Origin of the sequence: Rubellimicrobium roseum (assembly GCF_006152145.1) — a bacterium.
Taxonomy (GTDB): Bacteria; Pseudomonadota; Alphaproteobacteria; order Rhodobacterales; family Rhodobacteraceae; genus Rubellimicrobium; species Rubellimicrobium roseum.
Map to the genome: position 1 here is coordinate 1 of NZ_VDFV01000064.1, position 17,287 is coordinate 17,287.

Here is a 17,287-nt window from a genome sequence, read left to right on the forward strand (position 1 = left end):
GGCTGAGCCCCCACCCATGACCCGCGGGGCATACATCTCAGCCACCGGCCACGCACTCCTGCTGAGCTGGCAAAGCAGCATCAGCATCCTTGGAGAAGCAGGCATGTGGCACGATATCCGTCAGCTTTTTGAGCTCCATGAGCGAGACAGCGAGGTCGACATGCCCTTGGTCGAGGCGTCGGATTGCCTGGGGCAGTCGGGCGTACGGGACGAGGCGGTAGTGGCTAATGCCGTGATGCATCCTGTGGATGGCTGTAGCAGCGTGACTCCGTTCTCCCGTCGAGCGGAGCGGACGTGACTGGCCCGAGAGATCAATCCAGTCTCGCCTCGGGCGCTCTGAGAGCGCGCAAGGGAGAGTACCCTGCGGCGGTCCGGCTAGATCTTGCGGTTTCCCGCACTACCAGCATCGATCAGATCGCCAAACGCTGCGGAACCACGCCTGTGAGGCGTGTACGTCGTACGGACCTGCCGCTCTCTGAACCGGCCTCGCGCACCCGAACGTACGCGAGGTTCACTGCTTTGGCTCTTGTAGCCTCGGCTATGGGACATGTGGGCCTCCTGGCGTGGCTCCTCGTTGGCTGGGGACTCGAGCCCGAGCCCATGCCCTTTGAGGTCACCCCTGTGCGAGCGGTGTCAGAGAAGGAGTACCTGGGCGCGATCATTGCAGGCATGCCCCCCATGCAAGCGACGCCGGTCGCGCCATCGCAGCGGACCCAAGCCGTGAGTGGAACCACCACCCTGGAAATCGCACCCTTGGACTTGGCAATCGGCACTGCCGAAGCCGTGCCTCCGAGTGCGGCGCAAGCTCGTCCCGCGGCTCCGGTCCCGGCCGAGCGGGTGCAGGCCGATGTTTCAGCTCCTGCAGTTGCCCAGTCGGTCGAAGTCTCCACCGACGACCCGGAGCCGGCCAGTCCGATCACTGTCGGCCAAGAGGAGCCTGCGGAGGCCACCATGTCCACGCCGCGGACGACCCCTGTTGCGCCCACCAATGTCGTAGAGGCGCTACGCGAAGAACTGAGCCCGACAGAGGTCACCGAGGCGCCCCGTCCGCCCGAACGACCGCAAGACCTGATGGAAGACCCCGAACCAGAGCCGCAGCCAGAGCCGGCCCGCGAGCCTGAGTCTGAGGTCGCCGAGACTTCGGCTCCGCCGTCCGAGGGCGCCTCGGAAGTTGAAGCGCGGCGTGGCTCAAACCAAGGACAAGCACAGGGTACTGCATCGCAGAGCGGGCAAGGTGATGCGGCGCAGGCCAATGCAGCAGCGGCGAGCTATCCGGGAGAGGTCATGCAGCGTCTCGCGCGGACGCGCCGCGACCGCATACGCCAGAGCGGGACAACCGTGATCGTCTTCAGCGTGGCTTCGAATGGCGTCTTGAACTCTCTCGGAGTCGCCCAAAGCTCGGGGGTTGCCGAGGTCGATCAGGCGGGCCTCGCCCTGGTGCAGCGGGCGGCGCCCTTCCCGCCGCCGCCGCCGGGTGCGCAGGTCAGCTTCTCGTTCCAGTTCACTGGAAACTGAGAAGACACCCAAGTCTCACTGGTCCACGTGTCGGCCGGTTTCTGGGTGGCGGCAGCCATCTCGGGACAAAGGTCAGCGGTCGTCGGCGTGAGTCTCCGGGTCGCCGTCGAGGGCGGTTTCGATCATGGGTACAAGTCGGTCGATGACGAGGGGCAGGCTCAAGAGCGAGCTGTGCGAGAAGGCGCTGGTAATCTCCTCGCCCAGGAAGATCTCGCGCCCCTCCCGGTGAGCGGTGAGGAAGGGCCGCGCGGCCAAGGCGTTCACTCCTGCGAAGTTGTCCTCGCCATCGATCCAAAGCAGCAGGTCCGCGTCGATAGGCGATAAGTCCTCCTGCGAGAAGCTTACCCAGAACTCATTGGCACCGACCCGTGTGTCGATCTCTTCAGGCACCTGAAAGCCCATTTCGGCCAGTACGAGAGGCCGGATGTCGGCCGAAGTGTAGGCGCCCACCTCCCCCTCGAAGGCGCCCGCCACCGCGGCCGTCAGACCCTGCCAATCGGGGTGTTCCGCGGCGACCTCGGCGAGCCTGTCGCGGATCGCCGCCACTTTTGCCTCGGCGTCCGCTTCACGTCCCACGACACGGCCCGCGGTGAGCGCGAGCTCATCCCAAGGGAGCGCATAATCGCCCACGCCCTCGGGCACGGCCACTACGGGCGCAATGAGGGTCAGGCGCTCGTACTCCTCGGCGGTGATGCCCGACCAGAGGGCGATGATGACGTCCGGGTCGGTAGTGGCGATCTGCTCGAAATCGAGTTCGCCCCGCAGGATCTTCGGGTTGCTGTCCATCAGCGTGTCGGCCCAGGGCCAGACGCCGCGGGGATGATCGCCGTACCAATCGCGCACCGTCACCGGCTGGATGCCCAAGGCGAGTAGATTGTCGGCGCCGTTGAAGTCGAGAGAGGCCACGCGTTCGGGCCGCGCCTCGATCACGGTCGTGCCGAACTTGTGGGCGATGGTGAGAGGGAAATCCTGCGCGAGCGCCGGGACAGGCAGAATAGCCAGCACAAGGAAGTGGATCTTCGGCATCGAGGAGTCCTCTAGGGAGTGGTTGGGAGCGGAAGGCGTCAGGGGGCAAGCGTCCTGCCGTGAGCAGGCGCAGACTGTCGACGACCGCAGCGGGGGATCGGAACGTGTAGCCCACCCAGACGTCACGCAGGTACCAGAAGTGGTTGCCATCTCGCACGCCGTCGATCTCGCGCCAGAACAGGGCTGTGGAATCCCACTGGCTTGAGAGCGCTGCAACGCTCTGGCCGAAGTGGTCCGCATGACTGGACAGCACGAAGTCCGCGCCGAAACCGGGCACCACCTCGACACTGAACTCGGCATTCTCGGTCAGATCGGCAACGATTGCGGGACGGGCACAGCCTACATCGTCCAGAACCTAATCCACTGTGCCCCAATTGGGGGTAGTACCAGACGATACCCTCGTCCATGTCGACGCGCGACCCCCTTGTCGCATCGGGATTGCCTGGGGCTGCATGCAATTCCTGTACGTGGGTGCGGTATCGCTCCAGCAGCTGATCGTAGGCACCTCGGCGTCCTGCCGTGTCGGCGACGAAGTCTAGGTGATAGAGGAGTGGCTGGTTGCTAGCCATGACGCCCGTGGGAGCGATCTGGCTCGCCTGGCCGAACAGAGCCGCCTTCCAAGCTGGCAGGAGAATCAGGTCCGGAGACAACGCCGCCACGGCCTCAAGGTCAATGTCGCCCGCGCCGATGTCGGCGATCCCGCTTGCCTCACGGACGTTGACGCGGAGGATATGCGTGGCGCCACGAATGAAGCGCTCCCCCGTGTGGCCACCGATGTCCTTGGTGGTGCCCACTACGGGGGCACCGATGTCGATGAGAGGGGTAGCGATGCTGTCATGCCGCCCCGCGACGATGCGCTGCGGCTCCTCCCGGGTGCAGGTTTCCCCTGTCTCATGCGCGAATGCCCGGCTCGCAATCCAAGGCGAGGGCAGGCAAGGCTGTAAAGGACAGCGGTGAAGGCGAGGAGGACGGTCTGACAGTCAGGTCGCATGGTCGGTCTCCGTTTCCGGAATGGCTGGTCCTCACAGGTTCTGACGGGATTGCGCACGCAGCATCAGCGCGACGAAGAGCGGCGCACCCATCAGCGCCGTCACGAGGCCGGCAGGGATCTGGAGGGGTACAAAGGCGGCCCTGCCGATGAGGTCCGCCAAGGTTACCATCAGCGCTCCAGTTGCGGCCGAAAGCGCGAGGTGCAGCCCCGGACCCGAGTGAGCCACGCGGCGTGCTATGTGCGGTGCGACCAGACCCACAAAGCCTAGGGGCCCGACCGCCGCCACCGCCGCGGCCGCGGCTGCGACCGAAAGGGTGATGAGACCAACTCGTGCGGGTGACACGGCAAGGCCCAACCCCACCGCCACCTCTGGCCCCATGCGCAACGCTCCTAGTGGCCGCGCCGCCCAAGTGGCCGCAGGCACGATCATGGCCCCGACAAGGCCCAAGGCGCGCACCTCGTTCCAGCCGGCTGCATGAACGCTGCCCGCGAGCCATCCCAGTGCTGATAAAGCCCCATCGATGCGTCCGTAGGTGAGAAGCGTCGAAGTCACGGCGGAGATGAAGGCCGCCATCCCAATCCCGGTCAGGACGAAGCGCATCGTTGCGCCAGTCGTTCGCGCGCCTGACATGGCTTGGATGAGCGCAGCCACGGCCAGCGCGCCTGCAAAGGCCGCGAAGGGACGCAGGGCCCCATCGGCCTGAGGGGCCAGGATGATCAGCGACACCACTGCGAGGCTTGCTCCTTGGCTCACGCCTACGAGCGAGGGGTCGGCGAGCGGATTGCGTGTGACCCCCTGAAGAATTGCGCCCGATAGAGCAAGAAGCGCGCCCGCCAACATGGCCACGAGCAAGCGTGGAAAGCGGAACTCCCAAACCACGGTGCCGGCTACGGCCTCGGGCAAGGTGCCGCGCAGAACGGCCAGCACATCGGGCGCGCTCAGGCCGTAGCTGCCGGTCAGGAGGCTGAAGGCTCCAGTCAGCAGGAGGGCACATGCCAAAAGGACCAAGACGGCGAGCGGCCAAACGAGTAAGGCGAGCGACAGGCGACCACCGACCAGTTCAACCATCACAGAGCGGGTCATAGCCGGACTCTTACGAGCCAAACGAACACGGGGCCGCCGACCAGCGCGGTCACGAGGCCGGTCGCCACCTCCACCGGTGCGAGCACCATTCGCGCCACCACGTCGATGGCCAAAAGGTAAACCGCGCCCAGACCGGCCGAGTAGGGCACGATCAGTCGATAGTCCGAACCCACGAGGAGCCGCACGGCGTGTGGGATGACTAGACCGACAAAGCCCATGGGTCCCACGAGCGCCACGGAGGCGGCAGTCAAGGCGACCACGGCGAAGAGCGCCAGCAGCTTGATCCGGGCGACGTTCACACCTAGGCCGATCGCCGCCTCCTCGCCCATGGCCAGCGCCGTGACCTGCCGGGCCAGGAGAAACGCCAGGGCGAGGCCGCCCGCGAACCAGGGCAGGCACCACCAGAACACCTCAGGGCTGCGCCCCGCCAGGGTGCCGTTGAGCCACACGCGCAGGTTCTGGAACGTCTGTTCGTCGAGTAGGTGGAGGAGCGTCACGGCCGCATAAAGGAAAGCAGTGACTGCTGCACCCGCCAGCACCAGCGACAGAGACGTGGCCCCGCTAGGTGCGGCCATTGCAATCCCCCACACCAGGCCCGCTCCTCCCAGCGCGCCAAGTGCCGCAATGAGCGGCAGCAAGGCCGAGCTTCCGCCTCCCATCAGCGCCCCCGCCGCGACCACCGCAAAGGAGGCCCCGGCCATCAGACCCAGAAGCCCAGGTTCAGCCAGCGGGTTGCGCGTCACCCCCTGCATGAGCGCACCCGCCACTGACAGGCTCGCCCCTACAACGGCCGCGAAGACCGCACGCGGTAAACGGAGGTCGCGGATGACCACATGGTCGAAGACCTCCGGGTCAAAATCCAAGAGTGCGTCGGCCACGGTGGCCAGCGGCACGGCTTTGACGCCTACGCTCACATGCCAGCCAAAGGTCAGGACAAGGAGCCCCAGCACCACAGGTGCGCCCGCAACAGCTTGGAGGTGGGCGGGCTTCATGGGAGACTCACCTTGTCCATGCCATCTGCGCAGGGAATACAGACCGGCCGCCCGGTCCGTGGGGCTGGGATCACGTCGGCTTCGAGGTCAAACACCTTCCGCAGTGAGGCGGGCGTGATCACCTCCCGGGGTGCGCCGGCGGCCACAACCTGTCCCGCCCGCATCATCACGATCCTGTCCGCAAAGGCGGCGGCCACGTTGATCTCGTGGAGAACGAGCACCACGGTGCGGCCTTCCTGGCGCGCCACGCGGGCGAGAAGCGCCATGAGGTCCACCTGCACCTTCAAGTCAAGGAAGGTTGTGGGCTCGTCGAGAAGCAAGTGATCGCTGTCCTGCGCCAGAACCATGGCGATCCAGCAGCGCTGCCGCTGGCCACCCGACAGGGAGTCCACGGCACGATCTGCGAATGCGGATACATCGGTTGCAGCCATGGCACGCTCCACAGCCGCCGCATCATCGCGCGACCACTGCCGCAAGAGCGACTGGTGCGGGAACCGCCCCTGCGCCACAAGTTCACGTACGGTGAGCCCTTCAGGTGCGACAGGACCTTGGGGCAGCAGCGCAAGACGCCGCGCCACCTCGCGCGTGGACATGCCATGGATCGGCTGGCCATCGAGCCGCACCTCGCCCGCCTGGGGATGCAGCACACGCGCAAGCGTCTTGAGGAGCGTGGACTTGCCGCAGCCATTCGCGCCTACGAGAACGGTCATCTCCCCAGGTGCCGCCTCGAAATCCACGTTGCGGAGCACCATCGCCTTGCCGTAGCCGACGTGCAGACCACGGCCTACAAGGCGCGGGGCCAACCGTGCAGTCTTGCCATCGGAGTGCAGCATTTCTTCGGGGTACAAGGCTTGTCGGATCACTTCTCTGCTCCTTGGGGGGCAGATCGCGCGATCGGCCGGCTCTGGTTACAGGAAAGCGGCATGACGGCTTTGATCATCGGCGGCTCAGAGGCTGTAGGGGGGATAGAGCCTGAAAGTAGGGATCGGTCTGCCGTCCAGGGTTGGCGCCGTGTTCCTTGCTGCGCAGCGCACCTGTAAGGAACGGCATCAGGCCGCATCGTCGACCGTATCGGCTTTGGCCAGGCCTGGTGCGGGGCATCCGGCTTCCGGCCGGGTGGCGAGCCAGTCGCGCAGTCGCGCGTTGCGGCTTTCGGCATCCCGAAGCACGCAGGTCGTACAATACTCACCGCCCGCCACCGTATAGTAGCGGCAGCAGCCTCCTCGGGCGCGGAACCATTCGCACACAGGACGCCCGTCGGGCCGAGTGGCCGTGATCTCGAAGAAGCCCCACTGCCGGTTGAAGAAAGGCCAGCCAGGGATCGACAGCATTTCGCGGGCCAGCGCCATTCCGGCAGCGGGACAGTTGCGCATCTTTCCGGTGTCCAGGCAGGCCGCAGCGACGGAGTCGGTGACGATCCGCCACAACGCGCTCGTGGGTAGCGTAGAGCGGTCGTGGAGGGCGAAAACCAGCCTCTCGCAATGCTTCAGGAGCCCGCAGCTTGGCTGACCAGACCTACTCGGGATGGGATCCGCGAACTCGACACGATAGGTGAGGGTTCGGCCGCTCCCGCCATCCTCATGCCAAGTCGCCCAACCCAAGCGCAGGTGAACGGTATCCGCCAGCGGCCATGTGTCCTCCCCACGGTTTAGAACCTGCTGTGCGAAAAGCTTTGTGATCTCGTAAGCAAGACTCCCTAGGAAGAAAGCCGCTGCAGCCTTCAGGTCCGTGCCTGGATGAAGCTGCCGATGCTCCTCCAGCCAGACATCAAGCCGTGCCGGATCAGTCGCCAGCGCGAACAACGTCAGTGGCCCGTCACGGACGTCGTCAAGATCGGGCGGGGACAGGACCATAAGCTATCCATCGCAGGCGACATTCCATCCCGTCGCAGATGCATAGCTGAGTGAAACTGTTGTCTATGTCAACTCAAACATTACAAGAATAGTCAGGTTTAGCGTAATGTCTCAGACTTCGATGTGTAGTACAGGGTCTTGGCGAGAACCCTAACGCCCAGGTTCCGGCCGGCGTGGCTTACGTTCGCAGTGAGACGTCCGATGACCGACTTCGAGATGATGTCGGGGATCATTCGCGGATCGAAGCGGATCACGTTCGCCCATGCCGAGAGACGAACTCCAGGTCACGTTTGAAGGTCAGGCTTGGCCGAGCCGCTTGGAGCAGAGGCGAGATCAGCTCGGTGAACTGGCCCACGGCTAGCTTGGAGCGGCGGTCACCGTCACCGAACCGAGAAACGGCCCTTGCGTGGGATCACCGAGGCCACCTTGGCGGGCCCTTGCTCCTTCCGGAAGATCATCAGGTCCGTTTCCCAGGGTCCAAACTCTACCCGAGCGTTGATCTTCTCGGCTTCTTGGCAAAGCAGGACCGGTGCTGGGAACGCAGTTCGAGCAGATAGCGGGCCGGTTCTTGGCTTCGATTTTCGGCCCCGGTGACGAAAGGGTGGATCGTCTCGTGGCAGAGCCGATGAACGCTGCTCAATTCGAGCTTCAGCCGACCGGCGATCTGCTTGAGCGACCGCCTGTCCTCGAGCCGCTCAATCAACGTCGCGCGCAGGTTGATGACTCGCCAGCTTCCCCGAGAGCCACCGTCGTCCATCGACGGTCGCTGGGCTGTCATCGGTCAGTAGCCCTCTTGGTTCCGCCCCTGAGGCCTGGTCCGGTGTGACGGCAGCTTTCCGGGCACCTCGATCCTGAGGAGGACCGAGCGCCACGAAGCGGAAGTGCCCCGGTGACGAGCAGGTCGCCTTTGCCCAGGGGCAGGCGTAGGAAGGAACCCCGGTGGAGGGGATCTGCCGCAAGCTGAGCATCTGCGAGCCCGCGTTCCCCCGGAAGAAGAAAGCAGCACGCCGGGACGGATGTCCCAAACATCCGGCGCCTAGGCGGTTCTAGGACGAAACAAGCAGGCTGGAGAGGCTTGTGGCTGACCCCACCTGGACCGGGCCTTGCTTCAGGATGCTCCGCACTGAGTGGTATAAGGCCCACTGTGCGCCGCGAGGGCGCGGGGCCGCTTCGGGTGGCCTTCGGCTCGAGCCGAACGGCGGGCCTGTTCCACGACGGGAACGCCCGCTCTCGCCGTGGCACCGCAACCACTCTGACCCACAGGCCGCTCTCCGAAGACGGCTCAAGGAATTGGTCTTGAGCCGGGTCCGGTGCGGCCACCGCCAGCTCCACATCCTGCTTCGACGGGAGGGGTGGACCCTGAAGCACGAGAGAGCCTGTCGGCTCCGCCGCGAGGCGGGGCTGGCCGTTCAGCCCCAAGGGCCGCGGCGCAAGCGGGCTTGCCGTCACCGCCAAAGACGGTCGGAGGTGGGCGGCCCCAGCAAGGTCTGGGCCATGAACGTCTTGTCTGACCGGCTCTTCGACCTGCGGCCCTTGATCCTGACCGTGGTGGAGGCCCCACGCGAGAAGCGCTCTCGACCGCGCCGGGGGCGGGCGTCCGGCCCATCAGGTCGTCGAAGCCCTGGACGACCTCGTCCAAGTCCAGGGTCGCCCGAAGAGCCGGCGGGGCGGCAACGGCCCTGTGCCTGCTGGCCGGGCTCTGGACCCGTGGGCCTGCCGGATCCGCGTCGACCTGAACGTCTACCGTCCAGGGTACCCCACGGGCAACGCCCGTATCGAGGCGTTCAACGGCCGCCTGCGAGCCCCAGGCCGGAACGCGTCCTGATTCCTGCCGATGGCTGACGCCCGGGACGGATCGAACACCGGCGAAGGGAGCGCACCGACGAGCGACCCCTCTCAGCTGTGCGCGGCTTGACGCCCCGGGCCTGCGCGTACCAAGCTGCCCACGCCCAAACGACTCCAAACCCCAGACCAAACCAGTGCTGCACTTAAATTAACTCGGGCCACTCAGTGGGGATGGTCGAGTTCGCGGCAACTCTTCGAGGCACCAAGCTCTGCAACCATTCAGGACCAAGCGGAGAGGCGAATGGCCCAGTCAAGGGAAGCCGACCGGTTCAAGAACGAGTCAGCCCGCGTTCTTGCTGTCTGCTTCGTGCTGGCTGTTGCACTCGCCATCGGTGTCGGACAGGCCGCAACACAGTTTCATCTTCGGGAGGGTCAAGCCCGCGCCGAGGCAATGCTGAACTTGACGGCAAGTGCCCTGAGTGGCTGGCTCCGGCGGTTTGAGATCGTTCCGCAGCTCCTCGCCGATGACGAGCCGTTGCGACGTCTGGTGATGGAACCACACGCGATCGATACCGAATACCGGGTGAGCGAGGCGCATCGCTGGCTCGAAGAGCGAAATGCGATCCTTGGCTCATCCGAGATCTATGTGATTGGCCTTGATGGCACGACCTTGGCCGCCAGCAACCATGCAAGGCCCGACAGCTTCGTCGGCCAGAACTTCAGTTACCGGCCTTATTTCACGGAAGCCCGAAGTGGGCGCGTTGGGCGTTTTTTCGGTCTTGGCACCACCTCTGGCATCAGAGGCTATTATTTTGCCGGACCCATCCGTGATCTGGCGGGGCGCATCGTTGGGGTGATTGCGGTCAAGGTCGGCGTCGACAAGGTGGAGGCCGAATGGAGGTCGGGTGTCGAGCGCATCATCGTCTCGGACGCTGATGGGATCGCATTCATGTCCAGCGAACCGGATTGGCTTTACGCCGCCTTCAAACCGCTGACAGCCGAACGGCTCGCCCGCGCACAGGCATCCAAGCGGTATGCCGACGTCACCCCCCGGGAAGCGAGGGTCGACCGGACAGCGGCTGGAGAAGTCGATCTCGTTACAGTCGGGAGTCGTGCCGCGCACCTCGTCGAATACATCGAGGTCCGCCGATTCATGCCTGCGGCCGGCTGGTCACTCCATGTCTTGCTCGACGCTGCTCCGCTGCGGGCGCAAGCGCGAATTGTCACCGGCCTTTTCATTGCGCTTCTAGGGGCTTCGGCGCTGGGTCTTATTGCCCTCCGACAATGGCGGCAGCGCGAACGCGACCGGCTGGCGATGAAGGAAGCGGCGAAGATCGAGTTGGAGCGGCGGGTCGAGGAACGCACGGTAGAGTTGGAGACGGCCAATCGCCTGATCGCCGCAGAAGTGATGGAGCGGAGAGCCACCGAAACAGAACTGCGACGAACCCAAGCCGATCTGGTTCAAGCGGGCAAGTTGTCCGCCCTCGGGCGTATCTCTGCCGCCCTGAGCCATGAGATCAATCAGCCACTCGCGGCCGTGCGCAACTACGCCGACAGCGCCACGCTCTTGATCGACCGTGGCGAGACCGACCGGGTCCGGGGAAACCTCCACCAGATCCTGAAGCTGGTGGACCGGATGGCCGCCATCTCCCGTCACCTGCGCGAGGTGGCGCGGAAGCCGGAGACGGCTCTGCAGGGCGTTAATCTGGCGGAAGCCGTGGCGGAGGCACTGGCCGTGTGCGCAGCCCGCCTTGCGGCGGTCGGAGCCGAGGTGAAGACGGATCTACCCGAAGAACTCGGGCCAGCGCGCGCAGGGCCGGTGCGGCTCCAGCAGGTTCTCGTGAATCTGCTCACGAACGCGGCCGACGCGGTAGAGGGGCGAGAGATGCGGCGTATTCACTTGTTTGCCAGACGGGTGGGCACTCGCATCTTCCTGACCGTGTCCGACAGCGGGCCCGGTGTGGCACCGGCCATCGCGGACCGCATCTTCGATCCCTTCTTCACCACCAAGGGAATCGGTGCGGGCCTGGGTCTGGGACTTTCGATCTCGTATAACATCATCAAGGATTTCGGTGGACACCTCACGGTAGATCGTGGCCTGGAGGGCGGCGCGGCGTTCGTTGTCGCGCTGGACGTCGCCGACCCCGGGGAGCAGCGCGGGATGGCTGCGGAATGACGCCGACCCCCACCGTCCTCTTTGTGGATGATGACGAGAGCATGCGGCATTCCACGTCACAGGCTCTGGAGCTTGCCGGGCTCGCCTGCCTTCCCCTGTCTTCAGCCGAGGAGGCGCTGGCCCATGCCCGCCCGGGTCTCAATGGCGCCGTCGTGACGGACATCCGCATGCCAGGCATGGACGGCATGATGCTGCTTGCGCGGCTGCGCGAGGTCGACCCCGAATTGCCAGTGGTTCTGGTCACCGGTCACGCCGAAGTGCAGCTCGCCGTCGACGCCATGCGGCGCGGCGCTTACGACTTCATTGAGAAGCCGTTCGCAATGCAGGAACTCGTGGCCGTGCTGCGCCGCGCTCTCGAGCACCGCGCGCTGGTCTTGGACAACCGCCGCCTACGCGCCGTCGCGGGACAGCAGGACGATCTGGAGGTGCGCCTGCCCGGCCGCAGTGCCGCAGCCATCGACCTGCGTCGGCGGCTGCGGGCCATTTCACCCAGCGAGACCGATGTTCTGCTGATCGGCCCCACCGGCGCCGGAAAGGAAGTGGCGGCTCGCGCCATCCATGACCTGTCTCCGCGCGCGCAACGATCTTTCGTGGTGATCAACTGCCCGGCACTGCCCGCCCAGATGATCGAAAGCGAGCTCTTCGGCCACGAGGCGGGCGCCTTCCCCGGTGCGATGCGACCTCGCTTCGGCCGATTCGAGCACGCGCGCGGCGGCACGATCCTTCTCGACGAGATCGGCTCGATGCCGATCGAACTCCAGCCTCGCCTTCTGCGGGTGCTCCAGGATCGGCTCATTACACGGCTCGGGTCCAACGAGCCCATCCCCCTCGACGTGCGCTTCATCGCGACATCCAAGGTCGACCTCGCCGGTCTCATCGCCACAGGCGAATTCCGCGAGGACCTTTACTGGCGGCTGGCCGTGACCCATTTGCGCATCCCGTCCTTGGCCGAGCGGCGCGAGGACATACCGCTTCTGTTCCTTCAACTCGTCCGCGAGGCCGCGGCCCGGCACGGACGCCCAGACCCGGTGCCACCTCCCGAACTCCTGGCCGACCTCGCGGCTCGGCCGTGGCCCGGCAATGTTCGCGAGCTCAGAAACACCGCGGAACGATGGGTGCTCGAGCTTGACTGGATGAGCGCGGAGGAGAGCGGCGCGATGACCGGGCGCTTGGCCGACCGTATTGCGGCCTTTGAACGCAGCATCATCGCCGCGGCTATCGCCGCAAACGGCGGCCGCCTCAAGCCAGTCTACGAGAATCTTGGGGTCAGTCGGAAGACTCTTTACGAGAAGATGCAGAAGCATGGCATCGACCGGCATCTGGTCGCAGACCCGGACGGAAGCGAAGACTGAACGGTCCGATGGGTGGATTTCTACCCACCAGTCGGTGTGCTTGTTACCGTTTCCACCCATGCCGGGCAGGGTGGCCTCCACATACCCAGTTTTCTGTGCGCCGCACCTTTGCACTCGTTCCGAGGGTCGGTCCTTATAGGCACGACCGTGTCGGCCTCGAGGAGGAAGCCCGCACGGGCCATAGGCCATTTGAGGGAGGAGAACCCATGGCACAAGTTTCGCGCATCGGCAGCTTTGCGAGCGTTGCGGCGCTGCTGGCCACGACTGCTCTTGCCCAATCCTATCCTGAGCGGCAGATCACCATGGTCGTGCCCTTCGCGGCCGGCGGGCCCACCGACACCGTCGGGCGGCTGATCGGTGAGAAGATGTCCGAGGAACTGGGCCAACAGATTATCGTAGAGAACGTGGGCGGTGCGGGTGGCACGCTGGGCGCGGCGCAGGTCGCCGAGGCCGAGCCCGACGGCTACACGATTCTGCTGCACCACATCGGCATGGCCACCTCTGAGACGCTCTACCGCGAGCTGCCCTATGAGACGCTTGAAGCCTTTGCGACCATTGGCCTCGTGACCGAGGTGCCAATGACGGTGGTGGCGCGGGCGGATTTCGAGCCCGCGGACATGGCCGCCTTTGTCGCTTACGTAAAGGAGAACGCCGACACGATCACCATGGCCAACGCGGGGATTGGCGCGGCGTCGCATCTGTGCGGGATGTTGCTCATGCAGGCGCTCGATGCTCCCATCGTCACCGTTCCATATCGCGGCACGGGCCCGGCGATGACCGAACTCGTGGGTGGACAGATCGACATCATGTGCGACCAGACCACCAACACGACCGAGCAAATCCAGGGCGGCACCATCAAGGCCTATGCTGTCACGACGCCCGAGCGGCTCGACCTCTTCCCCGATCTGCCCACCGCGTCCGAGGCAGGGCTGCAGGGTCTGGATGTGACGGTCTGGCACGGCATCTATGCTCCCGCCGGCACCCCGCAGGAGGCCATCGACCGGCTGTCTTCCGCGCTGCAGGCGGCTCTGGCGGACCCGGCAATCGCGGAGCAGTTGGCCGAACTCGGCACTGCACCCTCGCCTGCCGAAGACGCGACGCCGGCCGCGCTGGAGACCCGACTGAACGAGGAGATCGAGCGCTGGCGTCCGATCATCGAGGCCGCCGGCGTTTACGCCGACTGAGCCGCGCCCGGTCCCGGTTCCCGCTCGATGCGGCCCGAGCCGGGGCCGGAGACCGTCTGCTGCCGATCCGCTCATTCTCAGCTCGGGGCTGCCCATGCGCGACCGTACCTTCGACCCCACCGATGTTGCCGCTGGCGTCATCTTCATCCTTCTCGGCCTGGCCTTCGGGTTCTCGGCGCTCGGGCTCGAGATCGGAACCTCCCTCCGCATGGGCCCGGGCTATGCCCCGCTTGTGCTCGCCGGGGTGCTCACGCTGCTGGGCGTCCTGATCCTCGCCTCCGGGCTGCGGTCGCACCCGGACGAAGCGATCGGTCCCCTGGCTTGGCGAGGCGCGGCCTTCCTGCTGCCAGCGCCCATCCTCTTCGGCCTGACCGTCCGGGGTCTGGGCTTCGTGCCAGCGCTGTTCCTGGCGACGCTGCTGGCCGCCTTTGCCTCGCCCCGGATGAAGCCGTGGCAGGCACTGGCGCTCGCCGTGACCGTCACGGCCTTCTCGACGATCGTGTTCTCCTATGCCTTGGGTCTGCCGTTCCGGCGTTTCGGCCCCTGGCTGGCCCAGTGACAAGGCACTCCCATGGACCTGCTGTCCAACCTGGCCCTCGGCTTCGCCACGGCCGCCTCGCCGGCAAACCTGCTGTTCTGCCTGATCGGGGTGATTCTGGGCACGCTGATCGGCGTGCTGCCCGGTATCGGGGCCACGGCGACCATCGCCATGCTGCTGCCCATCACGTTCCAGCTCGAACCGGTGTCATCGCTCATCATGCTGGCCGGGATTTACTATGGCGCGCAGTATGGCGGCTCGACCACCGCAATCCTCATCAATATGCCGGGCGAGTCCTCCTCGGCCGTGACCGCCATCGACGGTTACCAGATGGCGCGGCGCGGCAAAGCGGGTACCGCCTTGGCAGTGGCGGCGCTGGGGTCCTTCTTCGCGGGCAGTGTGGCGACGCTGCTTGTCGCGCTTTTCGCGCCTCCACTGACCACCGTGGCGTTAAAGTTCGGCGCAGCTGAGTACTTCTCCCTGATGGTACTAGGGCTGGTTTGTGCGGTGGCTCTGGCGCACGGCTCCTTTCTCAAAGCCTTGGCGATGGTCGTGCTAGGTCTGCTTCTTGGCCTTGCCGGGACGGACATCTACACCGGAGCACCCCGCTTCACCCTAGGCCTGCCCGAACTCGCCGACGGGTTCAACTTTGTCGCATTGGCCGTAGGGGTCTTCGGCATCGCCGAAATCCTGCGCAATCTCGAAGGCAGCCAGGGGAGCCGTGAGGTGCTAGGCCAACGCCTCGGCGGACTCTTCCCGTCGCGCGCGGACCTGCGAGCCATGGTTGCGCCCATGCTCCGCGGCACGATGCTCGGATCGATCCTTGGCGTGCTGCCCGGGGGAGGGGCGATCCTGGCCTCCTTCGGTTCCTATACGATCGAGAAACGGCTCTCCGCCACGCCCGAGGAGTTCGGGCGCGGCGCCATCGCCGGGGTGGCGGGTCCGGAGTCGGCCAACAATGCCGGTGCGCAGACCTCGTTTATCCCGCTCCTGACCCTTGGCATCCCGGCCAACCCGGTAATGGCGCTGATGGTGGGGGCCATGATCATCCAGGGGATCGTGCCGGGACCCAACGTGGCAACAGAGCAGCCCGACCTTTTCTGGGGCATCATAGCCTCCATGTGGATCGGCAATCTCATGCTGATCGTGCTGAATCTCCCGCTGATCGGGATATGGGTGAAGCTCCTCAAGGTGCCTTACCACATCCTGTTCCCGATCATCATCGCCTTCAGCTCGATCGGGGTCTACTCGGTCAAGGGCAACGCTTTCGATCTCTTCGCTGTCGCGGCCTTTGGCCTTTTGGGCTACGTCTTCCTCAAGCTCCGCTGCGAGCCCGCCCCCCTTCTCTTGGGCTTCGTTTTAGGTCCATTGCTGGAGGAGAATCTGCGCCGAGCGATGATCCTGGGGCGTGGCGATCCCTCGGTGTTCCTGACGCGCCCGATCTCGGCCGCGCTTCTGGCCCTGACGCTTGGGGTGATCGCGGTGATGCTCATGCCGCGGATCCGACGTAAGCGCGAGGAGGTCTTCGTGGCTGAAGACTGACGGTCACTCGCGCCATGCGTCCCCGGACGCCGACTCGTGAGCTGCAAGTGCTCGGTGAAGATCGCCTCCATCTCCACGATGCGGTCCTTGCCGGCTCCCGCCCCGGCTTGGGCGTGCCGAGCCCCCGCAGACGCTCGTGGCCGACGTCCTCGGCCGGCAGAGAGGTCCACAGGACCGTTTTCTATAACCCGGCCCGAAGGGAGGCCGGCACAGCACGGACGTCCACGACGACCTGCACGCCCGCGGTCCGCAGACTCACGAAGACCTCGGGCAGCGTCGTGGCCTCATGGCCGATGATGAAAAGGATCACGCCCATGTCGGCTCCCCTTGCACCGGCAGGCCTTACTGACGGTGGACGAGCTTAACCCCACTCGAAGATAGGCAACAGGACACGGGGGCAGCCGCCGGATGGAAGTTTGCGGATGAGCAGTGTCCCAGACGAGCGCCGGGATGAGCGGCCAGCAGGACACAGACGACCAGACCCGTCGGCTGAGAGCGTCCGCAAAGGGCTCCCCTTGTGTGGGGCGTTAGCATCCAAGGAGGTGGATCTTCGGGTGGTGCTGGAGGCATTCATCGGGATGTGCAGCTAGGTGGACTTGTCCACCTCCACTGCAGCCACGAGGACCTGATGGTCCGATGGCCTACAACAGGATGGAGCTGATCGAGGCGCTGCAAAAGGCTGATAGTGGCAATTTTTTTCGCAGCCTCGCCTCGAACGTGCTTCAGATCCACATGAAGGCCGACGTGGAAGGGTTGATCGGGGCAGACCGGAAAGACCAATGAATGCGCATGGGCTGCACCTTCCCCGAGCTCTTCATGCTACCTTCGAGAGTCCTCAGGCACTTTCTAAGTGCAACCATGTAAACATGCTTGTACGCTCAGCGGTAATCCGGGTTGCCTGTGAACTGACCGCTGCGCAAGATCCACTGCCATGCCAGGTAACCTGACAGTCTGATCTGGCCGTTCGACCATGAACTAGTGCGGTTCTTCATGGAGAAATGTGGGTTTCGGCTGCCCTCCTTCTAGATGAACTGGGCAGAGGTGGGCCTGTTGAGGGGCTTGAGCCATACGGCTTGATTGTAGGCGTCCATGAAGAGCTCGAAATGCCTGCACAGGTGCTCGATAGTTGCGCTTATGAACGGGAGAGAGCCTGTAGCCATCGCTGGGCTAGCGTTCTGCTACGCTCAGGACTCATAGCCAGAACATGACGGTTGCGGCCAAGGCGATGGCCGAGAGAAAGACCTTGGGG

Annotated in this window: 15 protein-coding genes and 1 pseudogene; 9 read left to right on the plus strand and 7 right to left on the minus strand. The window is 65.1% G+C overall.

The features are described from left to right. Both FHG71_RS24065 and FHG71_RS20895 read left to right on the plus strand, forming a co-directional pair. On the plus strand, nucleotides 1-298 hold a 298-nt coding region (locus FHG71_RS24065; RefSeq protein WP_218014193.1), incomplete at its 5' end, for a hypothetical protein. 302 nt (nucleotides 299-600) lie between these two features. Next, a complete protein-coding gene (locus FHG71_RS20895) occupies nucleotides 601-1,515 on the plus strand; it encodes an energy transducer TonB family protein (RefSeq protein ID WP_176559551.1) in 915 nt (304 codons plus the stop codon). A gap of 72 nt (nucleotides 1,516-1,587) precedes the next feature. Here FHG71_RS20895 and FHG71_RS20900 read toward each other — a convergent pair whose 3' ends face one another. The 6 genes from FHG71_RS20900 to FHG71_RS20925 all read right to left on the minus strand — a co-directional run bounded on the left by FHG71_RS20900 (nucleotide 1,588) and on the right by FHG71_RS20925 (nucleotide 8,239). Beyond that, nucleotides 1,588-2,541: an ABC transporter substrate-binding protein gene (locus tag FHG71_RS20900; RefSeq protein WP_139083636.1), complete on the minus strand. Its 954-nt coding sequence runs from the start codon at nucleotides 2,539-2,541 to the stop codon at nucleotides 1,588-1,590. A 1,022-nt stretch (nucleotides 2,542-3,563) separates the two neighbouring features. Continuing rightward, nucleotides 3,564-4,616, minus strand: a complete 1,053-nt coding sequence (locus tag FHG71_RS20905; protein ID WP_139083637.1) for a FecCD family ABC transporter permease — start codon at nucleotides 4,614-4,616, stop codon at nucleotides 3,564-3,566. Then, nucleotides 4,613-5,608 (minus strand): FecCD family ABC transporter permease, encoded by a 996-nt coding sequence (locus tag FHG71_RS20910; protein ID WP_139083638.1) that lies wholly within the window; start codon nucleotides 5,606-5,608, stop codon nucleotides 4,613-4,615. The genes FHG71_RS20905 and FHG71_RS20910 overlap by 4 nt, the downstream gene beginning before the upstream one ends. Next, nucleotides 5,605-6,471 (minus strand): ABC transporter ATP-binding protein, encoded by an 867-nt coding sequence (locus FHG71_RS20915; RefSeq protein ID WP_342777523.1) that lies wholly within the window; start codon nucleotides 6,469-6,471, stop codon nucleotides 5,605-5,607. Before FHG71_RS20915 ends, FHG71_RS20910 begins: the two co-directional genes overlap by 4 nt. A 186-nt stretch (nucleotides 6,472-6,657) precedes the next feature. Beyond that, a complete protein-coding gene (locus tag FHG71_RS20920; protein ID WP_139083639.1) occupies nucleotides 6,658-7,461 on the minus strand; it encodes a (2Fe-2S)-binding protein in 804 nt (267 codons plus the stop codon). Between the two features lie 484 nt (nucleotides 7,462-7,945). Beyond that, nucleotides 7,946-8,239, minus strand: coding sequence for a hypothetical protein (locus FHG71_RS20925; RefSeq protein ID WP_139083640.1), 294 nt, complete (start codon nucleotides 8,237-8,239; stop codon nucleotides 7,946-7,948). Between the two features lie 98 nt (nucleotides 8,240-8,337). Here FHG71_RS20925 and FHG71_RS20930 point away from each other — a divergent pair. From FHG71_RS20930 to FHG71_RS20955, 6 genes and pseudogenes are all read left to right on the plus strand, one after another. Beyond that, nucleotides 8,338-9,453, plus strand: a pseudogene (locus tag FHG71_RS20930) (integrase core domain-containing protein); the annotation flags it as partial. Nucleotides 9,454-9,547: 94 nt separating this feature from the next. Then, the gene (locus FHG71_RS20935) at nucleotides 9,548-11,422 is read left to right on the plus strand and encodes a sensor histidine kinase (protein ID WP_139083641.1); all 1,875 of its coding nucleotides are present in this window, start codon (nucleotides 9,548-9,550) and stop codon (nucleotides 11,420-11,422) included. Further along, the gene (locus FHG71_RS20940) at nucleotides 11,419-12,774 is read left to right on the plus strand and encodes a sigma-54-dependent transcriptional regulator (protein WP_139083642.1); all 1,356 of its coding nucleotides are present in this window, start codon (nucleotides 11,419-11,421) and stop codon (nucleotides 12,772-12,774) included. Before FHG71_RS20935 ends, FHG71_RS20940 begins: the two co-directional genes overlap by 4 nt. Nucleotides 12,775-12,980: 206 nt before the next feature. Then, nucleotides 12,981-13,958 (plus strand): tripartite tricarboxylate transporter substrate-binding protein, encoded by a 978-nt coding sequence (locus FHG71_RS20945; RefSeq protein WP_139083643.1) that lies wholly within the window; start codon nucleotides 12,981-12,983, stop codon nucleotides 13,956-13,958. 94 nt (nucleotides 13,959-14,052) lie between these two features. Then, complete coding sequence (locus tag FHG71_RS20950) at nucleotides 14,053-14,517, plus strand: tripartite tricarboxylate transporter TctB family protein (RefSeq protein ID WP_139083644.1); 465 nt, start codon at nucleotides 14,053-14,055, stop codon at nucleotides 14,515-14,517. A gap of 12 nt (nucleotides 14,518-14,529) precedes the next feature. Continuing rightward, the gene (locus FHG71_RS20955; RefSeq protein WP_139083645.1) at nucleotides 14,530-16,038 is read left to right on the plus strand and encodes a tripartite tricarboxylate transporter permease; all 1,509 of its coding nucleotides are present in this window, start codon (nucleotides 14,530-14,532) and stop codon (nucleotides 16,036-16,038) included. A gap of 181 nt (nucleotides 16,039-16,219) precedes the next feature. On the opposite strand, the gene FHG71_RS24620 is transcribed toward FHG71_RS20955, so the two are convergent. Further along, nucleotides 16,220-16,354 (minus strand): hypothetical protein, encoded by a 135-nt coding sequence (locus FHG71_RS24620; protein ID WP_281281988.1) that lies wholly within the window; start codon nucleotides 16,352-16,354, stop codon nucleotides 16,220-16,222. A 320-nt stretch (nucleotides 16,355-16,674) separates the two neighbouring features. Between FHG71_RS24620 and FHG71_RS24070 the strand changes: the two genes are divergently transcribed. Next, nucleotides 16,675-16,821: a hypothetical protein gene (locus FHG71_RS24070; protein ID WP_218014194.1), complete on the plus strand. Its 147-nt coding sequence runs from the start codon at nucleotides 16,675-16,677 to the stop codon at nucleotides 16,819-16,821. The last annotated feature ends 466 nt before the right edge of the window (nucleotides 16,822-17,287 follow it).

Bases quoted from the DNA above. Each gene is read 5' to 3' on its own strand.
- FHG71_RS20895 (WP_176559551.1), top strand. From the start codon at position 601: ATGCCCTTTGAGGTCACCCCTGTGCGAGCGGTGTCAGAGAAGGAGTAC.
- FHG71_RS20900 (WP_139083636.1), bottom strand. From the start codon at position 2,541: ATGCCGAAGATCCACTTCCTTGTGCTGGCTATTCTGCCTGTCCCGGCG.
- FHG71_RS20905 (WP_139083637.1), bottom strand. From the start codon at position 4,616: ATGACCCGCTCTGTGATGGTTGAACTGGTCGGTGGTCGCCTGTCGCTC.
- FHG71_RS20910 (WP_139083638.1), bottom strand. From the start codon at position 5,608: ATGAAGCCCGCCCACCTCCAAGCTGTTGCGGGCGCACCTGTGGTGCTG.
- FHG71_RS20920 (WP_139083639.1), bottom strand. From the start codon at position 7,461: ATGGTCCTGTCCCCGCCCGATCTTGACGACGTCCGTGACGGGCCACTG.
- FHG71_RS20925 (WP_139083640.1), bottom strand. From the start codon at position 8,239: ATGACAGCCCAGCGACCGTCGATGGACGACGGTGGCTCTCGGGGAAGC.
- FHG71_RS20935 (WP_139083641.1), top strand. From the start codon at position 9,548: ATGGCCCAGTCAAGGGAAGCCGACCGGTTCAAGAACGAGTCAGCCCGC.
- FHG71_RS20940 (WP_139083642.1), top strand. From the start codon at position 11,419: ATGACGCCGACCCCCACCGTCCTCTTTGTGGATGATGACGAGAGCATG.
- FHG71_RS20945 (WP_139083643.1), top strand. From the start codon at position 12,981: ATGGCACAAGTTTCGCGCATCGGCAGCTTTGCGAGCGTTGCGGCGCTG.
- FHG71_RS20950 (WP_139083644.1), top strand. From the start codon at position 14,053: ATGCGCGACCGTACCTTCGACCCCACCGATGTTGCCGCTGGCGTCATC.
- FHG71_RS20955 (WP_139083645.1), top strand. From the start codon at position 14,530: ATGGACCTGCTGTCCAACCTGGCCCTCGGCTTCGCCACGGCCGCCTCG.
- FHG71_RS24620 (WP_281281988.1), bottom strand. From the start codon at position 16,354: ATGGGCGTGATCCTTTTCATCATCGGCCATGAGGCCACGACGCTGCCC.
- FHG71_RS24070 (WP_218014194.1), top strand. From the start codon at position 16,675: ATGGCCTACAACAGGATGGAGCTGATCGAGGCGCTGCAAAAGGCTGAT.